The sequence below is a fragment of the Nodularia sp. UHCC 0506 genome (assembly GCF_034931045.1).
In the GTDB taxonomy this organism is placed as follows: domain Bacteria; phylum Cyanobacteriota; class Cyanobacteriia; order Cyanobacteriales; family Nostocaceae; genus Nodularia.
On sequence record NZ_JAYGHH010000005.1, the window covers coordinates 123,234 to 147,356 of the forward strand.

Below are 24,123 nucleotides of genomic sequence, written 5' to 3' on the forward strand. Positions count from 1 at the left end.
GAAGGAGTAACCATTGAGGTTAGTCTTGAATTGAACTAAATTAGCTTCTCCTGTGTTGATATCTAAGAAACTTGTAGTTTGACTACCATTAATCAAACCATTTTGAATACGAATGCCTTTATCGAAGTTGTAACCATCTAAATTAGTGGTAAATTGCATCCATTGGTCTATCTGTGGTGCAATATTCACCGACTTTGTACCGTTACTAATACGGACATTGCCATCAATATGTAGTTTTTCTTCTGGTTCTTTTGTGCCAATACCGACTTTACCACCGTTAGTTACGTAAAGATTAGCTTGGATTTCTAAATCACCAGTCATGGTGTCACCAGTTTTATCTAAAGCATTTATTAAAGATGGGAAACTAGGACGATAATCACGAAGGTGGGTAAAATTATTGTTACTGTACTTCAGCAATGCTAGAGGAGAATAGTGATGTTTGATTCCAGGCGATCGCTGTTTGATTGGTTGCGCTAAATTATCATAAGGCCAATCAATATCTTTTGTGTAAGCGCGTGCCGGAATTAGCCAATAATCACCAGTTTTATAGGTAGATTCTACATCAAATTGGATATAAATTCCCTGTTCTAACTCAATCCAATCAGGAGAAACTTTAATTTCTGCCTCTTTAGTAACTTGGTCTTCTTGCCAACCTATCACTTTCAGGTTTTTTTTACCAGCAAATTGCGCTTCTATGGGATCACCAACGACATCAAGCTGTTTATTGAATACTTTTTGTAACCGGAATAACTTACCTGGCTGATTTTTTAATTCCTGTTCTTCATCAATAATTTCTACCCATTGATTAGGCTGAAATGACTGTAAATCATCTCTGCCAACGTTCCTAATTTCAATAGTATTGCTTGTTATATTTTTAATACTACTAACAACTATAGCATTATTTCGCGCCCATTTAAATGTTGCTTGATTAATATTACCAGATTGATGAATTTCAATTCTATATAACTGATTTTCTGAACCTAGATAAGCATTTTTGGGATTAACTAGTTTTCCTTCTAAAACACTATTAGCAGTTGCAGCATTTAAATATACTTTGCGGTCTATATTTAAATTGTTGGCGAAAAATTTCCAGTCTTTAATTTCAGGTTCTTGTTCATTGACATCAAAAACTTCCATCAACTTTACTTGCCAAACTATTTTAGTTCGGGTAGAAGTGTCAAGTCCTTTAAGTGCTGCTTCTCGAATTTCTGGATCTTCTAGTGCTGTAATATCACGTTCCCAGACATCTAGATAAGCCAGATAAAATCCATCTTGGGTTAATTGGGGTGGGTTGGGATAGTCTAATTGTGTTTTGTAGGTTGTATTTTGTTCTAATTCGCAAATAATTCCATTGACGTACATTTTGCCAGCATTTATCTTAAAATCTGCTGCTGACTCAGAGACATCAATTCTAAAACTATCACTATTTTTCAGTACACCACTATCACCGATAATATATTTAGCTAAAGATTGTGTAAGATAATTTTGAATATCAACTTGTTCATTCCAATCAGCATCTAATTGTAGTCGTCCCTGTTGCATCCGCACAGCTTGATAATGTTTTTCAGGACGAAATGTCAACCGAGTAATATCACCTTTCATAATTAATTATTTCCTTAACTTTGATAAAAAATGCCTGTTTCTAGGCCAAATCTGAGATATTCATTGAGACTAGCACGTAAATTTGTTTCTCGTTGCGGTTGTTGCAGATAGTTAAACACACCCATTTCGGAATTATCTTCTGCGCCAGTGCTTATCTCTGGAATAGAGAATTGACTCAGTTGACCGTAATTAGGTTCGCCATATTTTTCTGATGTAAAACTGGGTTGAGAATTGATTAAAATAATACTTTGTTCATCAAATCCATCAAAGCCACGGTTGATTGATATCCAATTAGTACCATTATTTTGGGAATACAAAACATTACCCGCAAATGTTCCGGCATAAATATCTTGATTATCAGGATTTATGGCAAAGCTGGTAATTGCCGTCAAAGTCAAGCTGGTAGTAATTTGTTGCCAAGTATTACCATTATCTTGAGATATAAATATATTACCTCCCATTGTACCGGCTAGGAAATAGTTAATACTAAATGTTGTTTGTGGAGGTAAATCATCATTAAAAGCAGCATCAATAATTAAGGTGTTATCCTCCTCTATAGCAATAATAGTTCTAGTTTGATTATTAAGATTAATTACGCTACCTTTGGCTAATTCTGTGTTAAAAGCGGTATCAATACCCGTGATTTTTGTACCATTACTAGAAATAGTTCCTGTTCCTGGTTTGGTATATGTTGTCAAGGCTGTAATATCTGTATCAGTTAAGCCGTTATTTACTAATTTCCATTTTTGACAATCATTCTGAGAACGGAAAATACCATTTCTCGTCCCGATAAAAATTTGACCATTATATTGATTAATAGTTAAGGCTGTAACATGACGATTGGGTAAATCACGATTGAGGGCAGTCCAAATATTACCATTATTATTGGAACGATAAAAACCAGCCTCAGTTCCAACAAATATATCACCATTATTAGGGTTAACTATTAATTCTTTAATTTGGCGATTTTGTAACCCAAAATTTATGGGTTGCCAATTTTTGGCATTATCTTGAGAACGAAAAACACCGCTATCGGTTCCCGCTAAAATATATTGGGTTTTCAAGATTGTTTCCGCAGGTAAATCACTGGTAAATGGTGCATTAATTTCTAGGACAGTATCAGAGATGATTTTTGTGATAGTTCTGGTTTCACCTGCGGCCATAATTAGACTATCTTTTCTCAGTTCTTTGGTGAATTTTGTTCCCTCTCCCGTAATTTTTGTACCTGTACTATAAATGACACCAGTAACAGATTTATTATAGGTAACTAAGGCAGTAATATTAGTAGCGACGATGGGAGATATCTTGTTGTTAATTGTGACTGTATTACTCAAATTCCAAGTTTCACCATTATCTAGAGAGGTGTAAATACCTCCGTCGGTTGTACCAGCTAAGATTAAATTTGTTTCTGCGATATCAGTGGGAATATTAGCCAGCAATTTAGTAACATTTTGATTAGTTAAATTATTATTGCGTGGTTGCCAAATATAATGGGAGCATCCCAACTTGGACAATACATATTTCATTAAACTGTAAGAACCTGATTCCACGGTTAGACAGAAAAGATATATTTGCCAAAGTGGGATGCTCCCAATATAATCGTTATTTAAATAATATATTCCCTTACCAGCAGTCCCCACGAAAACTTCTCCGGTAGTGTGATTAATCGCTAAAGATGTAATACTTGCAGGTAAATTAGCAACTTTTTGTAAAGCTAAATCTGGTTGACAACGATAGCGGCTGGGTGTGTGGGAACCATAAGGTAAATAAGAAAATCGAATGCAGCCAATTTGTGTCCGCAGAACGGTTACTGTTTCAGTAAAAATGCTGTTACTTGCTTCTAAGCTGTTAACATTTGTTCTGCCAAAAACTGTAGTGCGATTAATCTCTACTTTGGTTCCTAAAGCTGTAATGGCACTATGATTACCTTGGTATAGTTTATCTATAATGCTATCGATGATTTCTAACTGTGGTACTGTGTCAGCTAGAAGGATATTTCCAGAGATGCTGTTAGCAATGAAAACTTTTAATTTGGTGTTATCTGTTGCTTCGTCACTGGCTTCTAAGTCCCAGAAGTTCTGCACATCTGTATCAGGGATGTTTAACCATTGCCATTGTTGAGTAATTTCTTGTAAAAAAGAAAAGCCACTAGCTAATTTTTGGAATGCTAATTTAAACAGTTTAGTGAGATTATTGGGAGAATTAGCACTATCTTCGCCTATGCCTAAAATGAGAATCTGCTGAATAAAGCTGAGAAAATAAATGATGATTGCTAGTAGGGTAAAATCGTTCTCTGATTCTGTGTCTGATTCTAATTCCCGTTCTGCTTGTTCTACAGTCAAGGCTGCGGTTGGAGATAATAAGGTGCAATTGACTATGTGTAATTCTTTGAGATTTCCTGGCAGAATAGTTACTTTACCTTCTATTAGTAAACCATCAAGAATAATTTCACCGGGGTTACTATCTTTTTTGGCAGTTCCCTTGACTAATAATTTACCTTGTAAATGGGGTTGGCGTTCATTAGCAGCTACTATTTTTAACTTTTTATCGGCTGGAATTGCTACGGTAAAGTTACCCTGATAAGTGTGGTTGTCTCTGAGGGTAATTACTCCCATTTCTACATCTGGGATAATATCAATTTTGCCTTGGGGGGTAATATAAATAATTGCTTTTTGGTTAGGATTAATGTTAAAATCTAAGGTAGATAATTTATCTATTTGAATAAGTTTAGCTTTGCTATTTACCGCTTTACCCGGAGATATTTGTAATTGCTTGGCAAGAGGATTAACTAATTTAACTTCTAAGCCATTAATAACTCCTGGCTGAAATTTGGGTGCAATTGTTGTATCAGCTTCGGCAATTTGTCCTATGGGGTTAATGACTAAGCTGGCTAATAATACTCCTGTTGTTGTGGGAATTTCTGCTGAGGGAATAAATTTAAGCTGCCATTTTGGTTCTTCGGTGGCTTCTTTATAGCAAATAACTAAAAATACTGTTTGGTTGGGGTATTTTCTCAAGCTGACTTGGTAGTTAATTCCTAAATAAATCCGATTGCCTTGACTATCTACAGCTGTACCAGAGACGATGGTAATTGTATCGGCTTTTTTATTGGCTGTGACAGTTAAACCATTCAGTACCCCTGGTTGAAATTTTGCCGGATTTTCGTTATTTACTAAAGTAGTCTGGGATTGATTATTGCTATAAATTGACTGCAATTCTAGATAAATTTTTGCTTCGCAGTATTCCCAAGTTTTGACATTTTTATTCCATTCTTGGATGGCTGTTGCTAGGCTGGGAAAGATGGGTTTTACAGGCTGTGATTTTTTGTTGATAGCCGCAGGAGAAATGAGTGGAATGGGAGTAGATGCGAAAACATGATTTTCTATTTGTTCTCTACTATTATTTAAGATTTGTTGTTTGACTTCCCACTGGATAAAAGTGAGAAATTGGGGGATATTTAAAGTTAGGCTGCGGTCATAAGTACCACCACCAATATCACCACTAAAAGCGTAAGAATAACTGACTTCTACGGTTTGGGGGGCGGATTTCGTAATCACGGCTAACCGTCCCAATTCGGGATCTACAATTGCTTGGATTTCAAAGGTTTTCTCTATTTTGCCATCGCTAGTTTTATAAGTTTTAATCTGAGGATAAAGTTGCCAATCTTGTTCATCCCATTTACTTAAGTCATCAATCAGAATATTTTCTGGGGAAATTGATTGATGATTGAGAAAGACTTGTAAAACTGGATTATTACCAAAATAGCCGTTACTTGATGGTATTTTTCCTTCAGTGATTAATTGACGACGTGTTTCTAATTCTGCAACTAGGGTTAAACGACGTAAAGAGGCGGGTAAGTTGATTTCGGCGGCGAGACTGGTAATTTCTGTTTCTGTTTGCGGCTGATTAAATAGGGGAATATCAATACCTAATGGGTTAAAAGTATAGTAGCGTCCTTCATTTTTATTGTCTGCAAATTTAATTTGACGTGCGGTGATTCTTTGAATAGGATAGCTTTTGAGTCGCCATAAAAATATACCAATATTGGCAAGATTATATTTACCACCTTGATTGTTGATGTTACGAATTTCTACGGTATGCGCTACCGATTCTTCAAAGGGTGTGCCGATGGTGTCAATTTTTCCAGATTGACGGATATCTACAAAAACGTTGTTAGTCTGGAGATTATTTAAATTTTGGGTGGTGCTGACTAATTTAAAAAACTCTACCACACGCGATCGCCAGCCGGTAATATCTGCAATTAATTGTTCTAAAACTGGTGCTGTACCTTTGCGGTTACGATAGGCTAAGGTATTGGCTACATAAGCGCGTCGTTCTCTTCCATAGGTGCGGGTTTGTTCGGTATATAAAGTTACGGCTAGTAAGTCACCAATATAAGGTACTACCCACTCGTCGCAGGTTTCAATAAACCAGTTTTCATATAAATTGGCGATATCGGTTTCGACAATTTCTAGTTCCTGTTCAATTACTCCGAGTAAGGCGCGTAGGGAACCGCCTTGAGTTTCATCTCGGATACGGTAAATGGCTGGTATTAAGTTATATAGCCGTTCTGGGTTGGGGTTGTTCATAGTGGGGTGGGGATTTATTTCACGCAGAGGCGCAGAGGCGCAGAGAGGAGGAGGGATTTATGGTGTGTTTATTAAGATGATATTTTTAGGATTGAGTAATAGTAATTGTGCTGGTAAGATTTTACTCTGTTGTTCGTCCCATGTTGCTGTGGCGGCAGATAGGGATGATTCTAAGGTTTTGGGAAGGGAGGAAAGATAAAGTGCATCTAAATCTACTGCAATTACACCTGTGATATTCTGGATAGCAGCGATCGCTTCTGAAGTAGTTACAGATTGTCCGAAACTCCGCTTTTCAAAGGAAAATGTTTCTTGTAATGCAGTGCGAATTTCTGCTAATACTGGTTTGACTTCCCGTCGAGAATCTATCAAAATTTTAGCCTCCAAATTAAATAGCAATGGTTGATAGCTACCAATTTGCACATCTATCTGTTCTGGGGCGCGACTCTGAGCGATCGCCTGCATTAAATTGGTGTAAAGTTGAGAGTCTGGGGTGATAGCTTTCCCATTTACCGCCCCAATGGTAATGTAAATAATGGGGATATCATTATTAGGTATCACTTCCGCCTTGGCTTTACCAATACCAGCAAAAGCCCGGCTAAAGTCTTCAAAGTCTTGCAGAGAAACAATTCTATCCAAGGTACGGACAGTTAGAGGTGCGCTGGTTCGGGCTTCGTTTAAGGCTTCTCTTGCTGCTGCGCCTGTTGCGGGTACAGGGTTTGTGACTTCCCGAATCCCCAAAGGTCGAGTTTTCAGTAAACTTAAGCTATCCTGTGCAATTTCTCCCGCTAACCCAATACCACTACGGTAACGCGCCATGATGTTTTCTAAACCACTGGGTAAACGTGCGCCTTTTTCACCGTCTCCAAAGGTAATTGTGGTTGTGCCATCGTCATCAATGCGAGTAATATAATTTTGATCTAGGTGATTTAGTCCATACAATGAAGGGACTTCTTGCCAACGTACACCATCAACAAATAATTCTAAGGTAGTCTTTGCACCACTAGGAGTAGTTGCGGGAATGTAAGTTAATGGTGGTTTATTTAATATAAAAGTTTGATTAGTTAAAGTACCGTCACCACTTCCTAAAACTTCCTCAATTGTTTCTCCATGAGTCGCCGGAGTCACATTAGCATAAATCACCGTAGTTGCAGGATCATAACTATTTTGTAACGGTTCAGTTAAAATCAGAATCGGTTGTAATTGGTCTATTGGTGGTGTTTTAATTGTACAAACTTCACTAACAATTTGATCATCTATGGCGGCTGGTTGTAAACTAATATCCTCTGGTGCATTTAGTTGTAAAAAACCGACAAATCCGTTTCTATCTCGTAAATGCCATCTTTGAGATTTTGGTGGTGACATTAGTTGTAGTAAGTCGCCAATTTTCACAGCCACAGATAAAAAGCCATCAGGTGAGGTTAAAGTAGCAACTTTCTCCATTTTAACTCGGATGCGTTTACCACTGACAATGATAGTTTTTTCTGCTTCTAAACCGGAAACATATTCACTCAAATAAATCTGATTTTCTCGAATCGGATCATGAAATATTTTTTGTTGTTGAATTTGAATACTCAACGTTTCATCAGCTAATTTTAGACTTTCACTTTGAGCTAAAACTATAGTTTGACGCAGGTTAAAATCATGGGGATTTACATTATCTGCTGAGACAATTCGAGTGATTTTATTATTTAATCCAAAGTCCCGCCGATTGATATTTAAGGAACTTTCAACGAGAAAAGGCTTTGCAATTTTACCATCTTCTGTTAATAAGACTATCCAACTTTGGGGCAGAATCTTCGTATAAATATTGTCTAAATCTATTCCTGGCTGGGAAATTGCAAATTCAGGCCATTCTTGTTGTGCATCTTCTACAAATCCAGCAAAGGTACTACCAGCAAAGAATTTGTTAGCTGTACTAATAATTGTGGTAATATTCGCATCTACGCCAATCTCAATTTTAACTGTATTCCAAGTATCGGTATTTTGATTTTTTTCATGGCGAAAAATTCCGTTTTTACTTCCTGATAATAAGTATTGGCTATCTGAATTGTACGCTAAGGCGGTTATATGAGAATTGGAGCTAATTTCCAACCAAATATCACCATGATTGATAGAAGAGAAAATTCCATTTCCTGTACCAGCAATGATATATTGTGTATCTTGAATAGTATCAATAATTAGTGAATGAACTTGAATATCTGATTTATTTAATTCCCAAGTCTCTCCGTTATCTAAAGAGTGATAAATACCATCATCAGTCCCAGCAAATATATATTGTGCTTCTCCAACTGGATAAATCAGTAAAGAAAATACAGCTTTACCTAATAAGCCTTTCTCAAACCAATTTTTTCCGTTATCTGAGGATCGATAAATACCATCATCAGTCCCAGCAAATATATAAATAGTGTAACTGACTAAGGAACGAATCACTGTATTCGGTAAAGCTGTGTTAATAGTATTGACATTGGTATTATTCTCACCTGTATATTCTACCCGCACGCCGCCCAAATTAATGGGAGTCCAATTTTCACCATTATCTTTAGAACTATATACACCACCGCCAGGAGTTCCCGCTAAAATATATCCCCGTGCATCAATATATAGTGTTTGAATAGTTAGATTGGTAATGCCAATATTGACAGATTTCCATTTGTCTCCATTATCTATAGAGCGAAAAATACCTGCGCCTGATGTGCCAACAAATAAGTAATTGTTATCTTGATTTACAGCTAAACAACGAATATCAATTATTGGTAAACCTGCGTTAATCGCTGTCCAATTACTACTATTAATACTGCGAAAAATGCCGCCTTTAATTGTACCTTGATAATCACGTTTAATTTCATTGGGCATATCCTGCCATTTGGGGGCATTATAACCAAATAAAGCGACTCGTTGGCGAAAGGCGAAAACTTGGGGATTTTGCAGGGGACTAGAAATTTGAGACGGTAACTGCTGTTTCCAGGTAATTTGGGTATAACCCATACCTGTATTTGTCTCTACCGTTGCTAAGGTGAGGAGATACCAAATCTTGTCTTGAGAAATATTATCAATTAATAGGACGCGATCGCCTGGTTGTAGTTGCGTATTTATACCCTGCAAATATAATGTCCTGGTATCGGTATTAACTTTTTGTGGTCTTGTCTGTCTGGGTTTAAGTAGATTCCACTGTACACGCGCGATAATTTCGGCACTGGTTTCAAAGGTTTGCGGAAGTTCATCTTCCCCCGGAATGCTGACAATTTGCGTACCAGTAGGAACTGTAGCCATTCCCAAACTACCGGGCGCATCATCGACGGTAAAGGCTAAATAGGTACTCGCAGCTACACCGGGGTCAAGTTCATAACCAATCGCCCTAGCTAATTCTAATACAGACCGCAGTTCGGTAGCAGTTTTAATAAAACCCTCATTGGCAATGCGTTCTTGGTAAAAAGTCAGGACATCAGCCACCACCGCCCAAGCATCTAAAATGGCGATCGCTGGATCATCCACAGCACGAGTTGTCAACTTTGCCAAGGGTGCAGTATTGGTAATATTATTTGCATATCGAGGTAAATTAGCTAATAGGCGATCGCGGAAACTAGCCCAATCACCAATGCGGTAAGCTAGGGATGGTAAGCTAGGACGATTATAGATTTTTGGCGGTTTATCAGTGGGATTCATGTTGAATTATAATTTGATATCCAAGAATTACCTTTCTTTTTCTTTCTACCTTTGCGCCTTTGCGTGAAACAAATTATTTAAATGAACGAACCGCAGAGACGCAGAGGACACAGAGTTATGAGAGTTGGAGAGGTTTTTTGGTGGGGTTCAATTAAGCTAAAATCCTCCCGACATTTCAAAGGAAATTCGACCATTTTGTGGTGCGCTGGGGTCATTATCTAAAATACCAATTTCTAAACGCCCAAAGTTAATTGCACCTGTTTCTAGTTCATTCTGTGGTGGTTTTCCCCAACGCTGAAAACGTCGAGGATTCACAGACACTACACCAGGAACTTGCATAGCTGCTGTAATTACTTGACTTAAGTATACAGGTTGACCAAATGAAAAGTTATCTGGGTGAAAAAACCCTAATGTCCCATCAGGTGAAATTTTATTACTAAAGGTGAAAATTTGTAATTGTTGCTGTACATTATTAGCAAAATAATCATCTGCTACTTGCACATCTAAAATAATATCTAAAGGGACAAAAATCGGAGCGTTAATAGCTACGTCTTGAGCTGCTAAACGGAAGCGTTCTAAAAAAGTCCCTAATTTCTCTTTGAAGCTATCATCAACAGGTAAATTAGCTTGTCGATCTACAGTGATAAATATAGTGTACCAATTACCTGTCCATCTCCTCGTAGCTACAGCTTTCCTCACTCCTGGATATAATTGAGCAACTTCCGCATAATCGGATGCAGTCACAGCCCGTTTTTGATTCCGAAAGGCTTGCGGTGCATACAGCCTGACTTTTTCAATGGATTCAGGATCAATACCTCCTATAGCTGGTAAAGGGTTGCGTACTTGAGTAATAAAATTAGCTAAATCAGGGACTTGCGGATCAAGCAGTGCTATGGCTTCTGCACCGACATTTCCAATAGTACCGTTACCAATGCGATAAATAGCCGAAAAATCAGTTTCTGGTTGGGGTTTTTTCCCTAATATATTATCCCCAAATCGTAAATAAGCCCGTTCATCATCTTCAGTTTCTACAACAAATTCACGTGCAAAACTATCACTATTGAGTAAATCTTTTTGAGGTTGCCAATAATATCTTGTATGTAAATCATTTTGTTCTGCTAACCAAATTTGAGGACGCACATCTCCCAGTTCCCAACGCAGTGCTTCCCTCGCTGGTGCAGTGGGATCAAAAGCAGATTGACCACCGTTATTAATGGCAATATCTTTAGTGTAAAGTTCCCGAACACTTAAACGCACAAAACCTTGATGTGTTAAAGGGCCAAATTCTAATCTGGGGCGATAGCGATTTTGAGTTGTCACTTCTGGAAGTTCTTCTTGCACCGTACAACCATGATCAACTAAAACCACATTACCCCGTGCTAAGGTAATATTAGTGTAGCGTTTACCGTTAACAATATTGCAAATCCATAAAGCAAAAGGTAAAGCATCTTCTTGATGCCATTGAATTTCCACAATCTCCTGATTTAATAATTCATCTCTGCTGAATTTGACAGAAGTTAACCGTACTGCATGACGATGTTCAGGATTAGCATCAGCTTTAATACCACTGTCTTTCCCCAGCACTTCTTCAAAAATTAATACATCCCCAGATTGAAGCTTGAGTTGATGATTTTTTAACGTTGTTTGAGTTGTCCCGACTGCTAAATAATAAGGTAAAAATTCTTCTGCATTACCCCAAGTATAAAACTCAATTTCGTTATGAGCTTCATATAAAGTAATATCGTGCATAGTTTCAAATACCTGCACTTGCTGTTGAATTAAATCTTGATGATTAGCTAAAGATAATTGTTCTGTTCTAGTTAAAAACCTCATTCCAGGACGATTTGCACCGGAACCGAGTAAAACCTTACCATCACCTTGAGAATTTACTTGTAAAGTTACCCAAGCCCTGGCATTGCAACCATCGTGCATGAGATAATCAAGTAAACGAGCATGACGGCGAATTGATACCCGTTTGCGGGCTGTACCTAAATAGGCCTCTGTCGCCACAGCATCTTGATAATAACTCAAGCGATCGCCAGCATAAGCCAATAACTCCACCAGCATAACCCCCAAATCTGCCGGATTACGCTCTCTCCATTTCGGCATAGTCACCGTCAGACGGTCTAGCATCAACTGACGAAAACTAGCATAATCCTTCGCCAAATAATCTATAACTGGAGGCGTTGCTATCCCTCCTGGGGGTAAATCTGGCTGAATTTTGGGGTCAAATTCGCTTAACTCATTAACTAAAAAAGAAAATTCAACTTGTGACAACAGAGGATCAAAACCAGGGGGAGGCTGAGATATATCACCTAAACTATTGACCAAATAAAATATATAATTAGATACACTAGGCTCACCCACCTTCACATTCAAAACATTTGCAAAAGTAGATACAGACTCCACAGACAAAGTTTGTAGGCGTTCATTCCCTTGAATCACCACATTTTCCAAATTCAAAGGAACAGTACCCGCAAGTGAGACACCATCCTCCTCACCAGGCAAATTATAGATAAAATGGACACTCAGAGTTTGTCTGTCCCTTGAAACCTGCACATAATCAATACCATTAACAACAGGTTGACCATCTTCACCCTTTGTCGTCCTTACCTTTTCCCGTCGTTGTTCAATTCCCGTCTGATTAATTAAACTGTGGTATCGAGTATTCATACACTTCTCAACTCTAACTCTCCGCGCCTCCGCGCCTCTGCGTGATAGAAACTCATCTAGAAAATTCCCCTATCTGTCGCTGCTGAGTACGTAACACCACATACTGAACCTTCACTTGCAGAGTAGATTCCACCGTAGAAATTACCACCCCCTCCACCGCAATCACATCACCCAACCATTGTTCCAAAGCCCCCTTCACAATAAACTCAGTCGCCACAGCCAACTCAGCACTATTAGGTGAAAAAATCAGTTGTTGTAAATTACTCCCAAAATCAGGACGATTCACCCGTTCACCAGGACTAGTAAACAAAAGCTGTTCAATCATCTGCAAAATATGCTCATTCTCAGTAGCCGAGGCTACACGTCCACGTTGGTCAATGCGAAAAGGATAAGCAATATCCATAATTACATCCCTTTAACACGGGGTTGAGACAAGACAACCGTGAGAGGAGTACCCGTAGGAACACAGATAGCCTTGCTATCTAATAACAATACAGGCAAACCCATCACCTTGACACGGGAATTAGGAAGAGTGGATTTAGCCTGTCCACCGTGGGCGCAAATCACCACACTGCTGAAATTCAATAAAAATCCTGGCATCAAATCACCTCCAAAGCACCATTATTCACATTTACACTCACAGGTGAAAGCTTCACATTAGCCGCACTATTACTTAATTCAATAGTTCCCGGTGATACATTTACCTTGGCAGGAGTGCTACTCAGTTCAACCCCAGAGGCGGTAATTTTGGCATTACCAGGAGAATTATTCAACTCAATTCCTGAAGTAGTTGTTAGCTTTATAGTTGCAGGAGAACAACTTAAATCAATACTATTATTTGTCAATTTAATTTCAATAGAACTTTCTTTTAACTGAATATCATTTTGATTAACCGTAATAGAAGAAGAATCACGGTTTTTAATTTCAATCATATTAGCTGCTACCTTAATAGTCGTCTCATCCTGATTATTAATTTCTATTCCCTCAGCATTAAAAACCATCTTCAAAGGACGGTCTACAACAGGTTGTTCCACTTCAACAGTCAAACCCTTATTACTCCCCAAATTGCTGAAAGTAAAAGTAATTCCCGCAGTTCTAAACACCTGCACCTGCACAGGATCATCAACCTTAGCATTTTGAGGAAGTTCATTATCTCCCCAAAAGCAACCAGTCCAAATAGGATAGTCAGGATCACCCCCTTCAAACTCCACCCAAACATTTGTATCTAGAGGAGGAATAGCAAAAAAGCCAATATCCTTACCAGCATAAGGCGTACAAGGCATAGCCCAACTTTGCCGACCCTGCCCAAAAATAGCCGGAACACTCACCTGAACCCGACCCAAAAACAAAGGATCTTTATTAGCAGTAACCTTACCCCGATACTTCCCAAAAAATTGTGGCATAACTAATCACTCCTCAAAACTCTCTGCGCCTCTGCGACTCTGCGTGAACCAACTAAACCTTCAAAACCCGTTTAGTCGTCCCCAAACCCTCACGAACAATAGTAAAACTTTGCTGATATTCGCCCTTTTTCAAAGTATGAGTTACAGATTTTACATAATAAAGACCATCATAAGTTTGACCAACCCCCCGCAAACCCACAACACCCCGCAATTCCAATAAATCACCATAGCGGATTGTATTAAGTTTACCCGTCACCTGTAACACTTCATTTGTCGAACTATCAACCATTGCCTGAGCCTTAGACTCAGCTTGTAAAACTTGTCTTCCAGTTTCCCTAAATTGAGTTTTTCGTAGGAGTTTGCGGTTATTTAAAGCAGGTTGTTGTGATAGATTGGTGCGATCGCTTGTGTTAGCCTGTACTGACTGAATTTTATTACTTTTACGGTCTTGAACCCGACCAACTACAGTACTAGGAGATAAAGCATTATTTTGAAAATTAATTGATTCAACGTTAGTATATGTCCCCATATTCACAGTTAACGCCTTTTGTGGGCTAGTTTTCCGCATCGGCGGCCCCCAGTAGGCGGTATTTTTCCCAGAAGCTGGCCCCGGTGTGACATAAAAGACATAATCAAAACGCTGTGCCAACTTTTGCAAATATTCCAAATCAGTACCTTGTTGTACTGGTATCCGTTCATTAATGGTAGGACGGTCAACTAACGGCGGTTTAACAACCTTGGGTATTAAACCATATTTGGCATAGCTAGAGATGATTTGATTAACAATAATTGCTTCATCTTGAGCCGGATGTTCTACGGATTTTTCCTCCAAATCCATCATGACACTGACATCTTCACCAGTAATCGTAAACGTAGAACCACCTAACTCCATACTGGGAGAAAATTGTTGATGAGTAATAATCCCATCCATCAACACCTGGGCGGAAGCATTTAAAGTCACAATTAAAATTACTCTATTCCCCGGCTGAATCAGAGGATTATTAATCAATTGATAGTCTTTTTGGTCACTTTTACCAGAGCGTCCCACCTGAAAATTAATTTGAAATCCAGAAGGTTTTTCATCACTGTGAGTTACTTCCACCTGCACAAACGCCTCCATCAGCATTCTCGGAGCCGGTTTAGGGACATTTGCACCAATTAATACAGTCAAATTAACACCCAGTACCATTACAGACTCCTAAACTTGGGGAACTGGGACACGGATTCTTTGACCCAATTCCGCCGTTAGACTATCTGGATTCATAGCATTATTAGCATCACACACCTGCCAAAACTGTTCAGTAACACCAAGGGTTTGGGCTGTAATTAAATCCAAGCGATCGCCCTGTTTAACCACCACCTCCTCCAAAACTGGTAAACTATTACCCTGGGGCAAAAAGCGACGACGTACATAAGCAATTTTACGCCCATCAGCAGCAGTATATTGGGCTGTATCTAAATTGTAATAACGACTAGTATGGTCAAACATACAAAAGCATCTCAACTTGGTAAAAACCCTATAAAACCTCTTACCTTGGCGTACTTGGCGACTTGGCGGTATGCGCTTCGCGCACGCTACGCTAACGTTCACTCCCACTTAGACTAGATTACCTAAGTTACCAAGACTACCCAACATAGCCAGACGTTCCTTATTTTTTTGGTAACTCATAAATAATCTAGAACTTCTTTGACCCCAAGGCAAATCATCATAGCTGAGGACACGCAACCCCAAAGAAACCTTAGCCCGAATCGGGTTAAGAGTAACATCATAAGCTTCCTCAGTAATATTAAAATCCGTTAACCGCACAGGTAAAACCCGATTAAACCCCCAAACCAGCAAAGTTACAAACCCTTCCACCGGGATAATTTCTATTTGTCCCTGTCCAGCGCGAGTCATATTGCTCTGTACCTGACTACTGCTAGGGTAAATCAACACTTCCAGCGCCGAAAGTTGGGGGTAAATACCAAACAAAAGAGCATTAGGATTTTGCTTTTCCAACTGGTCAGTAGCATCAAGTTCTACATCTAACTTCATAGTTTCTATTGGCGCTCCCTTCAGACGTTGAGACTCGCTGACAGCACCTCCTTCATTTTCCAGTGATTGCACTTGGAGAGTGCGTGAGAGCGATTCTGGATTGTACTGGAAGATGACTGTATTCATCACCATACTGGTAGTTGGAGATAGGGCAATAATCGCCCCTTTCATCAGCCGAGGAGAACCAGGGAAAGTCGTCATTACTGTTTTCTTTTAGTATTATAGGAGACATAACACAGGAGAAAGTAAATATTCTCTTTTCTCTCCTATTTTGCTGATATTTGGTAATGTTAAGCTTCAAGGTTTAGAATAACCCGTAGCGACAAGTTAGCATAAATGTGTAAACATTTTGACTAAATAGTTAATGTAAATTAATCATATAGAATGTATACCCATCAAACTAAGCATCTGGGAACACGGTGTATAATATCGATAAACTGATACAACTTATATAAAAAATACTTTAAACTTCACCATTCACAGTCAAAGCCAGAAGCGTAGAGAAAAGTATCAATTATGACTGATAACTGATAACTGAAAAAACCCATGAATCCTAACCCCATTAACTATCAAGCCATTGAATTATGGCAAACCTTGTCTGATAAAGAGACAACTTCGACATTTCAACAAGCTGCAATCAAAACTTGGAAGTTGCTCCAGCAAGCCGGGAGACTACTTTTTTTAGTGAGTCTGTTGTTTGTGGTGATTGTTGTTTGGTTCTGGAGCGTAGCTTACCGCAGTGGCAAAGACTTTCGTTACTGGCTGGAAACTGCTCAGGTATCACCTGAAAAACTTGTGTCTACAACCCTTGATATTTTAGTGCAACGACCAATTGCATGGTTGGTAAATTGGTCTGAGGTGAAACGTCAGGAATTATTGAGAACTCCAGAAGTCAAAGCCATGTTACCTAAAACTGAACCAAAGTAAATTCAAGGTGCAGAGGAGAAATAAAACTGATAGCCACCAACGTAGTAGTAAGTCATAAAAGATCATCTCACCACTGGGTTTTCAATTGTTCTATGATTGTAAATAAACCAGAAAAAGATAACGATGGCAGCTAAGGATAGATTTCATGCTGTGGTTAGAATCGCTCTAGAAAAGGAGCAGTGGAAGATAACCGATGATCCACTGCGACTAGAAGTCGGCGGAACCAAATTTGAAATTGATCTGGGTGCGGAGCAACTGTTAGCAGCAGAGCGAGGCCAAGAAAAAATTGCTGTTGAGATTAAAACCTTCTTGAGTGATTCGCCACTGACGGATTACCATGCTGCGTTAGGACAGTTTTTAAATTATCGGCTTGCCTTAGAAATCATTGATATAACACGTATTCTATATTTGGCAGTGCCTGTGGGTGCTTATGAAGCTTTTTTTAAGCGGGAATTTGCACAAATTTCGTTAGAGAGATATCAGATTAAACTGATCATTTATGACCCGATTCAAGAGGTAATTCTGCAATGGATACCATAGGGACTTATCGCAATATAATTCAGTCGTTGTTGACGGCTTATGCTGCTATCCCCATCGCCAATGGATCGATTGATTGTTACACGGTTTTTGATACGAAACAAGACCATTACCAAGTAATGAATGTGGGATGGGATGGCCATCGGCGGGTTTATGGTTGTGTTTTACATTTAGATATTCAGGGGGGAAAGATTTGGATACAGCAAAATATGACGGAAATGAGAGTTGCTCAGGAACTTGTTGATCGAGGGGTTGCGAAGGAAGATATTGTGCTGGGGTTTCAAGCTCCTGAAATGCGCGAATATACAGGATATGCAGTTGTTTAAATGAAAGAGCGATCGCAATATTTTTATTTTACCAATCAGGCGATCGCACTCACCATGTTATCCTTCCATATAGTCCTGATAAAGTTGAAAAAGCCTGGGTGCGGCATAATAGAGAACAGCTATACCAACACTTGCAAGTGCCCATCTTAAAAATCCTCTTGGCATGATGGGAGCATCTGGAAGTGGAGCGTTCGCTAGTATTCCCCCTTGTAAACGCATGAGATTAATGTTTGGATTGCCGGCGGCAACAAGCAATTGTCTGAATTGATTTGCAGCGTTAGCTCTGTTATTTAACCAATTTGGATCACCATTTCTCCAAGTGGCATTAATAATATCCGGATAGTCTCCGATTTCAGCCGTATAAAAGGTACCGACTACATGAGCAAGTTCACCATGTACTTGCGATTCCGTGTACTTAATATCTCGATTTTGACCTGGGTGACGATAGGCAGCACCTGGCGCTAAGTTTTGTAAATGCGCTTCCAGAGCAGCAAGTCCTGCCGGGCCCCCAGGACCAATTGGAGCAGCCATATCCGCAGTTTGGTAGTGAGCCTGTAATTGTTGCTTGGCTGTTGTTTTAATAGTCATTTTCGTGAGATTCTTACTCTGATCTTGTACATGAGCATTAGCCAAAAAGTTTTCGATCTGTGTGCGTAGTATATTGGCAGTAGGGAGATTGGTTACTGGATTCATAAAAGTGGCTCCATACCCGTTGGCATTAAGATCAGCATTAATTGTCACATCGCCAATCATGGCTCCACGGATGGCTTCAAATGCTTGCCAGTAAAGGTCTTTACCTAAGTGTAAGGTAGAAGTGTTGCCATCTCCCTCAAAATTGCCCAACACATCTCCTGGTAGTATGTCAAGGACAAATCCTACTGGTGAATAGTATTGATTTTGTCCTGGGTTATAGTGGGTTGTACTAATTCCAGCTCCACCTGCCAACCACTTGTTAATTTCAACCGGTTGTCCATACTCATTATTACCTCCAAATGTACCAGTATCTATAGGAGACGCACCTTGTAATCTCTGGATTTCACCAGCCATGTTGTCAGGATTTTGGATGCACTTTAAATACCAGGCTAACTGGATTGGATCTGAAGTGCTGTTTCCAGAGTATGATTTTAGTCGCGCAGTTTTCTTAGTATCTGATTGGCGCTGATTAGATCTATTCCCCATTTCGGTAGCCTCTTGTTCCAATCCGATATCATCGTTGATATTGATTTTTCCTTTCAGTTGTAATGTGGGTTTTACTCTTCCCTGTTTCTGTTGCACAACGTGCCAAGCTTCGTGAGGCAGATGATTTTCTTGACCTGGCGCAACATGAATATTCGTTCCCTGTGCAAAAGCATGAGCCTGTAATTTAGTTGGTTGATCAGAATTGTAATGGACTTTCACATCATCCATTGAATATCCAGAGAGGTTTTCAATTCCTAATTTTAAGTTGTCTGGTAAGCCTGTATTATTTTCCCGACTACCAGGCTCAGGCCTTGCTTTTTTTTGATTGGGTTGCTGTTGTTGATCTGAATAATTATCAGCGATCTGTAACTGAGCCGCTTGTTCATACTGATCATCGGATTGCCGAGATGTCCATTTGGCTTGGATTGGTGACATCAGATGCCCTTGCTGATTAGTTCCCGTAAGCTGCTGGGGTTTAATCCCACTAATAGGAACTTTACTAAAGTCTTGAGAAAAAGCTGAATTAATTAATGCCTGTGCTTCATGATCATCTTTTGACTCCACATCATCCATTTCAGGGGACACAGCAGCACGCTGTAAAATCCCACTGACTAAAGGTGTATTACTCTTAGAGGGTGTTTGATTCCGTGTAACTTGTTGGCGATTCATTGATTCATTCCTGTATAGATAGATTGAGCAATTTGCGCTCCCATCAAAGTGGGTTGAAAATTATTGGTAATATTTAAACTTGCAGGTAACTTGGGAATATTCCCCCCATTTTGCAAACTCTGAGGTACACCGTTTACTGTCATTAGCCGAGATAATTCTGTTTCTATAGCCGCTTGCAATTGACGACGTTGACGCAGTGAAAGGTCTACTCCCTCTAAAATTATCCGGTCAATTTGCAGATTAATATTCATATAAAAAGCGATTCTTTTTCTGTCTATTTTTGAATTTTATAAAGCCCCCTAAATCCCCCAAGTTTGTCTGGGGACAAGGCGCAAGTTTCCATATCTAGCCCCCTAAATCCCCCAAGTATGGGGGACTTTGATATCTTTGCTTCCCCTGATTGGGCAAAGATACTTGGTAATTTAGTAAAGGCGCAAGTTTCCATTCTTGTTCCCCCCAGACTTGGGGGGCTAGGGGGGCTACATTCAAGTTGAGAACGAAAGAACAAAATATCTAATCTTATCCAAAACTTTCGGCAAATCATGCATCACCTCCTGATTGCTGAATCTGAGAACTTGATATCCGTGTTCCCCTAATTTCGCCGTCCTTGACTAATCATATTCTGCCCGACTGGTGTGAATTCCTCCATCAACTTCCACAACTAATTTACAAGCAGGACAATAAAAATCTAAAATAAAATTGCCTACAGGATGCTGGTAACGAAAACGTAACCCATTCAGTTGCTTATACTTTGTCTTAATTTCCTAGCAGTTTCTTCTATTTCCGGTGTTGTTCCCCGAATTCTATTTGTATTTTTAGGGTTTCTAGAGTACATATTAAGCAAAATCCGCTTCATTAATCGGTCGTTCTAACTTGCGAAACTCTGTCCTTGCTGCTGATAATACTATTTTCATCGTCACAGGTGTTCCCGCTTTGGCTGCTAAAAAAGCCGCATTTACAGCAATGTTGTGGATGTTTCCCCCCGTTAAATTGAATTTCGCTAACTTCTGAAAATCCAAATTTTCTATTGGTGTTTCAGGGGGAAAAACCTTCTCCCACATTGCTTTGCGTTCGTTCACTCCTGGAAAGGAGAAATTAACAATAAACCGCAACCGCCGCATAAAGGCTGCATCCAAAGCACTCTTAATATTCGTTGCTAAAATAGCTAAACCGCGATAAGCTTCTAATCTTTGTAGTAAGTAGTTAATTTCTATATTCGCATATCGGTCATGACTATCTTTAACTTCGCTGCGTTTCCCAAATAAAGCATCTGCTTCATCAAAAAACAGAATTGCTCCCCCGTCTTCGGCGGCATCAAATAATTTGCGGAGGTTTTTCTCAGTTTCTCCAATATACTTACTAACTACTGCGGAAAGGTCGATGCGATAAAGATTCAGCTGCAAGTCATTGGCTATGACTTCGGCGGCCATTGTCTTCCCTGTGCCACTTTCTCCGGCAAACATCACACTGACTCCCATTCCCCGATTCATTCGTTCCCGAAAGCCCCATTGGTTATAAACTATACTCCTTTGTCGCACTTGGTCGGCTATTTGGTGCAGTAAATCTAATTCTTCATCGGGGAGGACTATATCTTTCCAACTGGCTTTGATTTCTAAACGTTGGGCGAGGGTATCTAACCGGGGACGAGTGCTGGCTAGGCAATTATTCCATAGTTGATGGTGGGAATCTGAGGCAGATTTGGCAATTTTGGATATTTCGACAAAATTCAGGTGAAATTGATTTGCTAATTGGGTTGGATATCCTTCAGATTCTAAAATTAATTCCCAGGCTTGTTGCTGTTCTTGGGGGGTAGGTTTGGTTATGTCAAATGTGACTGTGGCTAGTTCTAGAGAAAACCCCAGATTGCGGATATCTAAAAAAATGATGCCTTCGTTATGAGTTAAAAATTGCCGTAGTGCTGTACTTACTGCTTTCTCATCTATCCCTTGCATATCAATATACAAAGCCAGTGGTAACAATCGGCTTTCTCGCTGCCACAAACGGGCTAAATTTGCCAATTCTGTGGTTTGGCTGGGTAGTAGTTCTACAGGGAGACGATATAGTTGCAGTTCTAATTCTTGACAAATTTCCCAAATTACAGTTTGTTTGCTCTGGGTATCAATACCTGATAATTGAAAAATGGGGAATTGCTGCTGTTGTATGCTTTGGTTGATTTTGTCAGTTATGGCTACTGCTATTGTTTCTTGAGATGGGGGTAACGGTAAAATCTCATCCTGTTCTGACCAAGGATTGAGGGGGAAAACTATTTTAGCTAGGCGATCGTCAAGATAATTAACTCCCTTAATATAGTTAACAATCCTCTCATCTGCTCTGAGGGGGCTGGTGGTTAGGGGTTGTATATTCGACTGATGAATTTCTAATAATTGCCAGTAACGCAGGGGACGATTTGGTAAGACTACATCCCAAGTTACATGATCAAAGCAAGACAGCGCTAGGGCAAAGGTAGGATAGGGACGCTGAGGATTATCTTGAGCTGCTGCACATAGTTGAGGAATATCGGTGGCAAATTCCATTGCTGCACAGAGTAAAAGGAGCGATCGCTCAAAATCTGACAATCCGAATATATGACTGAGTATAATTAACGCTGGGGGCGGTTCTATCTCTGCCAATTCCGCCATAATTTTGGCTACTTTGTCAATTTCTTCCTCATTGTCTGACTGTATCAGTAATTTTAGCCGCGATCGCAACCAAGTTAAAGACACAGCCAAGTATTCCCCATTTCTTTCTTGCCAAGTGTTCTGCATTTTTACAACACCCTCACTCGTTGACTTGCATCAAATACTGGCGGTTGCACAGCGCGATTAATTAATAAGCTATATACGCCATCCACTTGTAACCGGAGAAAGTATTCACCAGGGGGAATATTGCTAATATTAAAGGTTAAAATATCAGTTTTTTGGGTGATATTTTGAGGTGAAAGTTCTCTATCTCCTATCAGTAAAACTACTCGTTGTTCTGGTAATATTTGTGGTTGACAAATTACAGTTAATATGCTGTTATCACTAATCTCAAATTGCTGAATTTTCGGGGCTAAAGAAAAGGACAGTGCATTTGTGACTCGTTGCTGTCCATCTTGTTGCAGCAGTACAATGACAGTGTAAAACCCGGCTGGTAAATCTTGATTTTGTGTTGGTATTTTTACTGTTATTTGTGTATTATTAGCTACTAACTCTGGAATTAAATCGAGAGATGCTGGTAAACGGGAATGCACAAATCGGATAATAGTATTACCTTGACTTTGGAGATGATGACCACTTAAAGTTAGGGTTTCGCCTAATTGTATACTAGGCTGTTGATTTGGTGGTTGGACTGCTTGGAGGGTAGGAAATGGTGGTAATAAACTAGCTTGCGCCGAAATTCCTTTGTCATTAAATCCGCGTGTTAACACAGGTAAAGGAGTCCTCACCGGCAGACTACTATCAATTAAGATGACCGAAACTTCATAAGCAACAGTAATCCGATACTGAGTTTGAAAAGTCATCCAAAGTCGGGAGATTTCTTCTAAGTTGAGATTTTGGGGTGTAATTTTCACCCGTTCTATTTGATTGTGCAAATCGCTTTCTGCTAAAGCGTTACGAATATCAACAGGGTTGAGAATGGCGTAGTCGTGGAGAACACGCATAACCTCACCTAAAAGGCGGTGACTAATTATATCGTCGTTATCCTGAGCGTAAACTGTAATTAGGTAGTATAAATTTAATGCTAAGGGAAAATTTCCCGTTTCCCCTGGTCTAACTCGGCTGGGTAAATCCATATTGCGCCAAGCTGTATTGGGCAAAGTTTGATACAAAAAAATATTAACTTGATTGGTGTTATCTCCGTTATTTCTGGCTTTATCTGGGGGACGAGTGGTAACAATACCGCTTCCTAGTTCTTCTGTAATGCTGCGTGCGACTAAATTGCGTATAGTAGTAGTAACAGCTGCGATCGCTAAAGAGTTACTCATGATTTCCCTCCTTGGCGTTGTTTTAAATAATCTTGCAGAGACAGTCCTGGTTCTTTACGAGTTGATTTATGAGTTCTCGGTGGTGTATTTTGAGGACTCGCCTTGACTTCAATACGACCAATACTCACTGTAATTGTTGGTGTTGGCGTTGCTGGTACAGTTTCACGCTGATTGATTCGTTCCGATTGTCTAGATTCTAATTCCATTTGGGGATAAATAGAAGATGGGTGAGTCATAACCACGGGTTTAATTGTGGATGCAGTTTTTTGTGATAGGCTGGCTGATGGTATGTTGTTTGGAGATATCACAACATCTGAAGGGCTATCAGGTAAAGATTTAACTATCGCTGTACTCAAATTAGGTATTTTTTGAAGTTGGCTTAATACAGATGGATTTTCTGCCACAATTAGATTATTTTGTGGATAATTATTAACCTTGTTTTTATCTTTATTGTTTAAAGATTTAACTCGAATAGGTGTAGCTTTTCCCGATTTTATTAAAGTTAATTTAATTTGAGATTGTGAATTTAGTTGCCGTTCTATAGAATCAATTT

Annotated in this window: 18 protein-coding genes and 1 pseudogene; 3 read left to right on the top strand and 16 right to left on the bottom strand. The window is 39.4% G+C overall.

Going from position 1 to position 24,123, the window contains the following annotated elements; genetic code table 11:
* From VB654_RS05935 to VB654_RS05980, 10 genes are all read right to left on the bottom strand, one after another.
* Window positions 1-1,602 (bottom strand): DUF6519 domain-containing protein (locus VB654_RS05935; RefSeq protein WP_323212641.1); only part of this gene is annotated, 1,602 nt, incomplete at its 3' end.
* A 14-nt stretch (window positions 1,603-1,616) separates the two neighbouring features.
* Complete coding sequence (locus tag VB654_RS05940) at window positions 1,617-6,191, bottom strand: hypothetical protein (RefSeq protein WP_323212643.1); 4,575 nt, start codon at window positions 6,189-6,191, stop codon at window positions 1,617-1,619.
* A gap of 57 nt (window positions 6,192-6,248) precedes the next feature.
* Window positions 6,249-9,854 (bottom strand): putative baseplate assembly protein, encoded by a 3,606-nt coding sequence (locus VB654_RS05945; RefSeq protein WP_323212644.1) that lies wholly within the window; start codon window positions 9,852-9,854, stop codon window positions 6,249-6,251.
* A 156-nt stretch (window positions 9,855-10,010) separates the two neighbouring features.
* Complete coding sequence (locus VB654_RS05950; protein ID WP_323212645.1) at window positions 10,011-12,527, bottom strand: baseplate J/gp47 family protein; 2,517 nt, start codon at window positions 12,525-12,527, stop codon at window positions 10,011-10,013.
* Window positions 12,528-12,579: 52 nt separating this feature from the next.
* Window positions 12,580-12,930 carry a GPW/gp25 family protein gene (locus tag VB654_RS05955; RefSeq protein ID WP_323212647.1) on the bottom strand — a complete coding sequence of 117 codons (351 nt, stop codon included), beginning with the start codon at window positions 12,928-12,930 and terminating at the stop codon, window positions 12,580-12,582.
* Window positions 12,931-12,932: 2 nt separating this feature from the next.
* Window positions 12,933-13,127, bottom strand: a complete 195-nt coding sequence (locus VB654_RS05960; RefSeq protein ID WP_323212649.1) for a hypothetical protein — start codon at window positions 13,125-13,127, stop codon at window positions 12,933-12,935.
* Window positions 13,127-13,930: a phage baseplate assembly protein V gene (locus VB654_RS05965; protein WP_323212650.1), complete on the bottom strand. Its 804-nt coding sequence runs from the start codon at window positions 13,928-13,930 to the stop codon at window positions 13,127-13,129. The genes VB654_RS05960 and VB654_RS05965 overlap by 1 nt, the downstream gene beginning before the upstream one ends.
* A 52-nt stretch (window positions 13,931-13,982) precedes the next feature.
* Window positions 13,983-15,119, bottom strand: a complete 1,137-nt coding sequence (locus VB654_RS05970) for a hypothetical protein (RefSeq protein WP_323212652.1) — start codon at window positions 15,117-15,119, stop codon at window positions 13,983-13,985.
* A 9-nt stretch (window positions 15,120-15,128) separates the two neighbouring features.
* Complete coding sequence (locus tag VB654_RS05975) at window positions 15,129-15,419, bottom strand: hypothetical protein (protein ID WP_323212653.1); 291 nt, start codon at window positions 15,417-15,419, stop codon at window positions 15,129-15,131.
* A 108-nt stretch (window positions 15,420-15,527) separates the two neighbouring features.
* Window positions 15,528-16,166, bottom strand: coding sequence for a hypothetical protein (locus tag VB654_RS05980; RefSeq protein WP_323212654.1), 639 nt, complete (start codon window positions 16,164-16,166; stop codon window positions 15,528-15,530).
* Between the two features lie 345 nt (window positions 16,167-16,511).
* Between VB654_RS05980 and VB654_RS05985 the strand changes: the two genes are divergently transcribed.
* The 3 genes from VB654_RS05985 to VB654_RS05995 all read left to right on the top strand — a co-directional run bounded on the left by VB654_RS05985 (window position 16,512) and on the right by VB654_RS05995 (window position 17,755).
* Window positions 16,512-16,892: a hypothetical protein gene (locus tag VB654_RS05985; protein WP_323212656.1), complete on the top strand. Its 381-nt coding sequence runs from the start codon at window positions 16,512-16,514 to the stop codon at window positions 16,890-16,892.
* Between the two features lie 123 nt (window positions 16,893-17,015).
* Window positions 17,016-17,432: a XisH family protein gene (locus tag VB654_RS05990; protein WP_323212657.1), complete on the top strand. Its 417-nt coding sequence runs from the start codon at window positions 17,016-17,018 to the stop codon at window positions 17,430-17,432.
* Complete coding sequence (locus tag VB654_RS05995; protein ID WP_323212658.1) at window positions 17,420-17,755, top strand: XisI protein; 336 nt, start codon at window positions 17,420-17,422, stop codon at window positions 17,753-17,755. The genes VB654_RS05990 and VB654_RS05995 overlap by 13 nt, the downstream gene beginning before the upstream one ends.
* Before the next feature lie 57 nt (window positions 17,756-17,812).
* On the opposite strand, the gene VB654_RS06000 is transcribed toward VB654_RS05995, so the two are convergent.
* The 6 genes and pseudogenes from VB654_RS06000 to VB654_RS06020 form a co-directional block, all read right to left on the bottom strand.
* Complete coding sequence (locus VB654_RS06000; RefSeq protein ID WP_323212660.1) at window positions 17,813-19,603, bottom strand: DUF4157 domain-containing protein; 1,791 nt, start codon at window positions 19,601-19,603, stop codon at window positions 17,813-17,815.
* Window positions 19,600-19,854 (bottom strand): hypothetical protein, encoded by a 255-nt coding sequence (locus VB654_RS06005; protein WP_323212662.1) that lies wholly within the window; start codon window positions 19,852-19,854, stop codon window positions 19,600-19,602. Before VB654_RS06005 ends, VB654_RS06000 begins: the two co-directional genes overlap by 4 nt.
* Window positions 19,855-20,088: 234 nt before the next feature.
* Window positions 20,089-20,364 (bottom strand): annotated as a pseudogene (locus tag VB654_RS25210) (endonuclease domain-containing protein).
* Window positions 20,365-20,439: 75 nt separating this feature from the next.
* Entirely contained in the window at window positions 20,440-22,368 is a 1,929-nt protein-coding gene (locus tag VB654_RS06010) for an ATP-binding protein (protein ID WP_323212664.1), read from the bottom strand.
* 2 nt (window positions 22,369-22,370) lie between these two features.
* Complete coding sequence (locus VB654_RS06015; protein WP_323212666.1) at window positions 22,371-23,570, bottom strand: DUF4255 domain-containing protein; 1,200 nt, start codon at window positions 23,568-23,570, stop codon at window positions 22,371-22,373.
* On the bottom strand, window positions 23,567-24,123 hold a 557-nt coding region (locus tag VB654_RS06020), incomplete at its 5' end, for a hypothetical protein (RefSeq protein WP_323212668.1). The genes VB654_RS06015 and VB654_RS06020, both read right to left, overlap by 4 nt.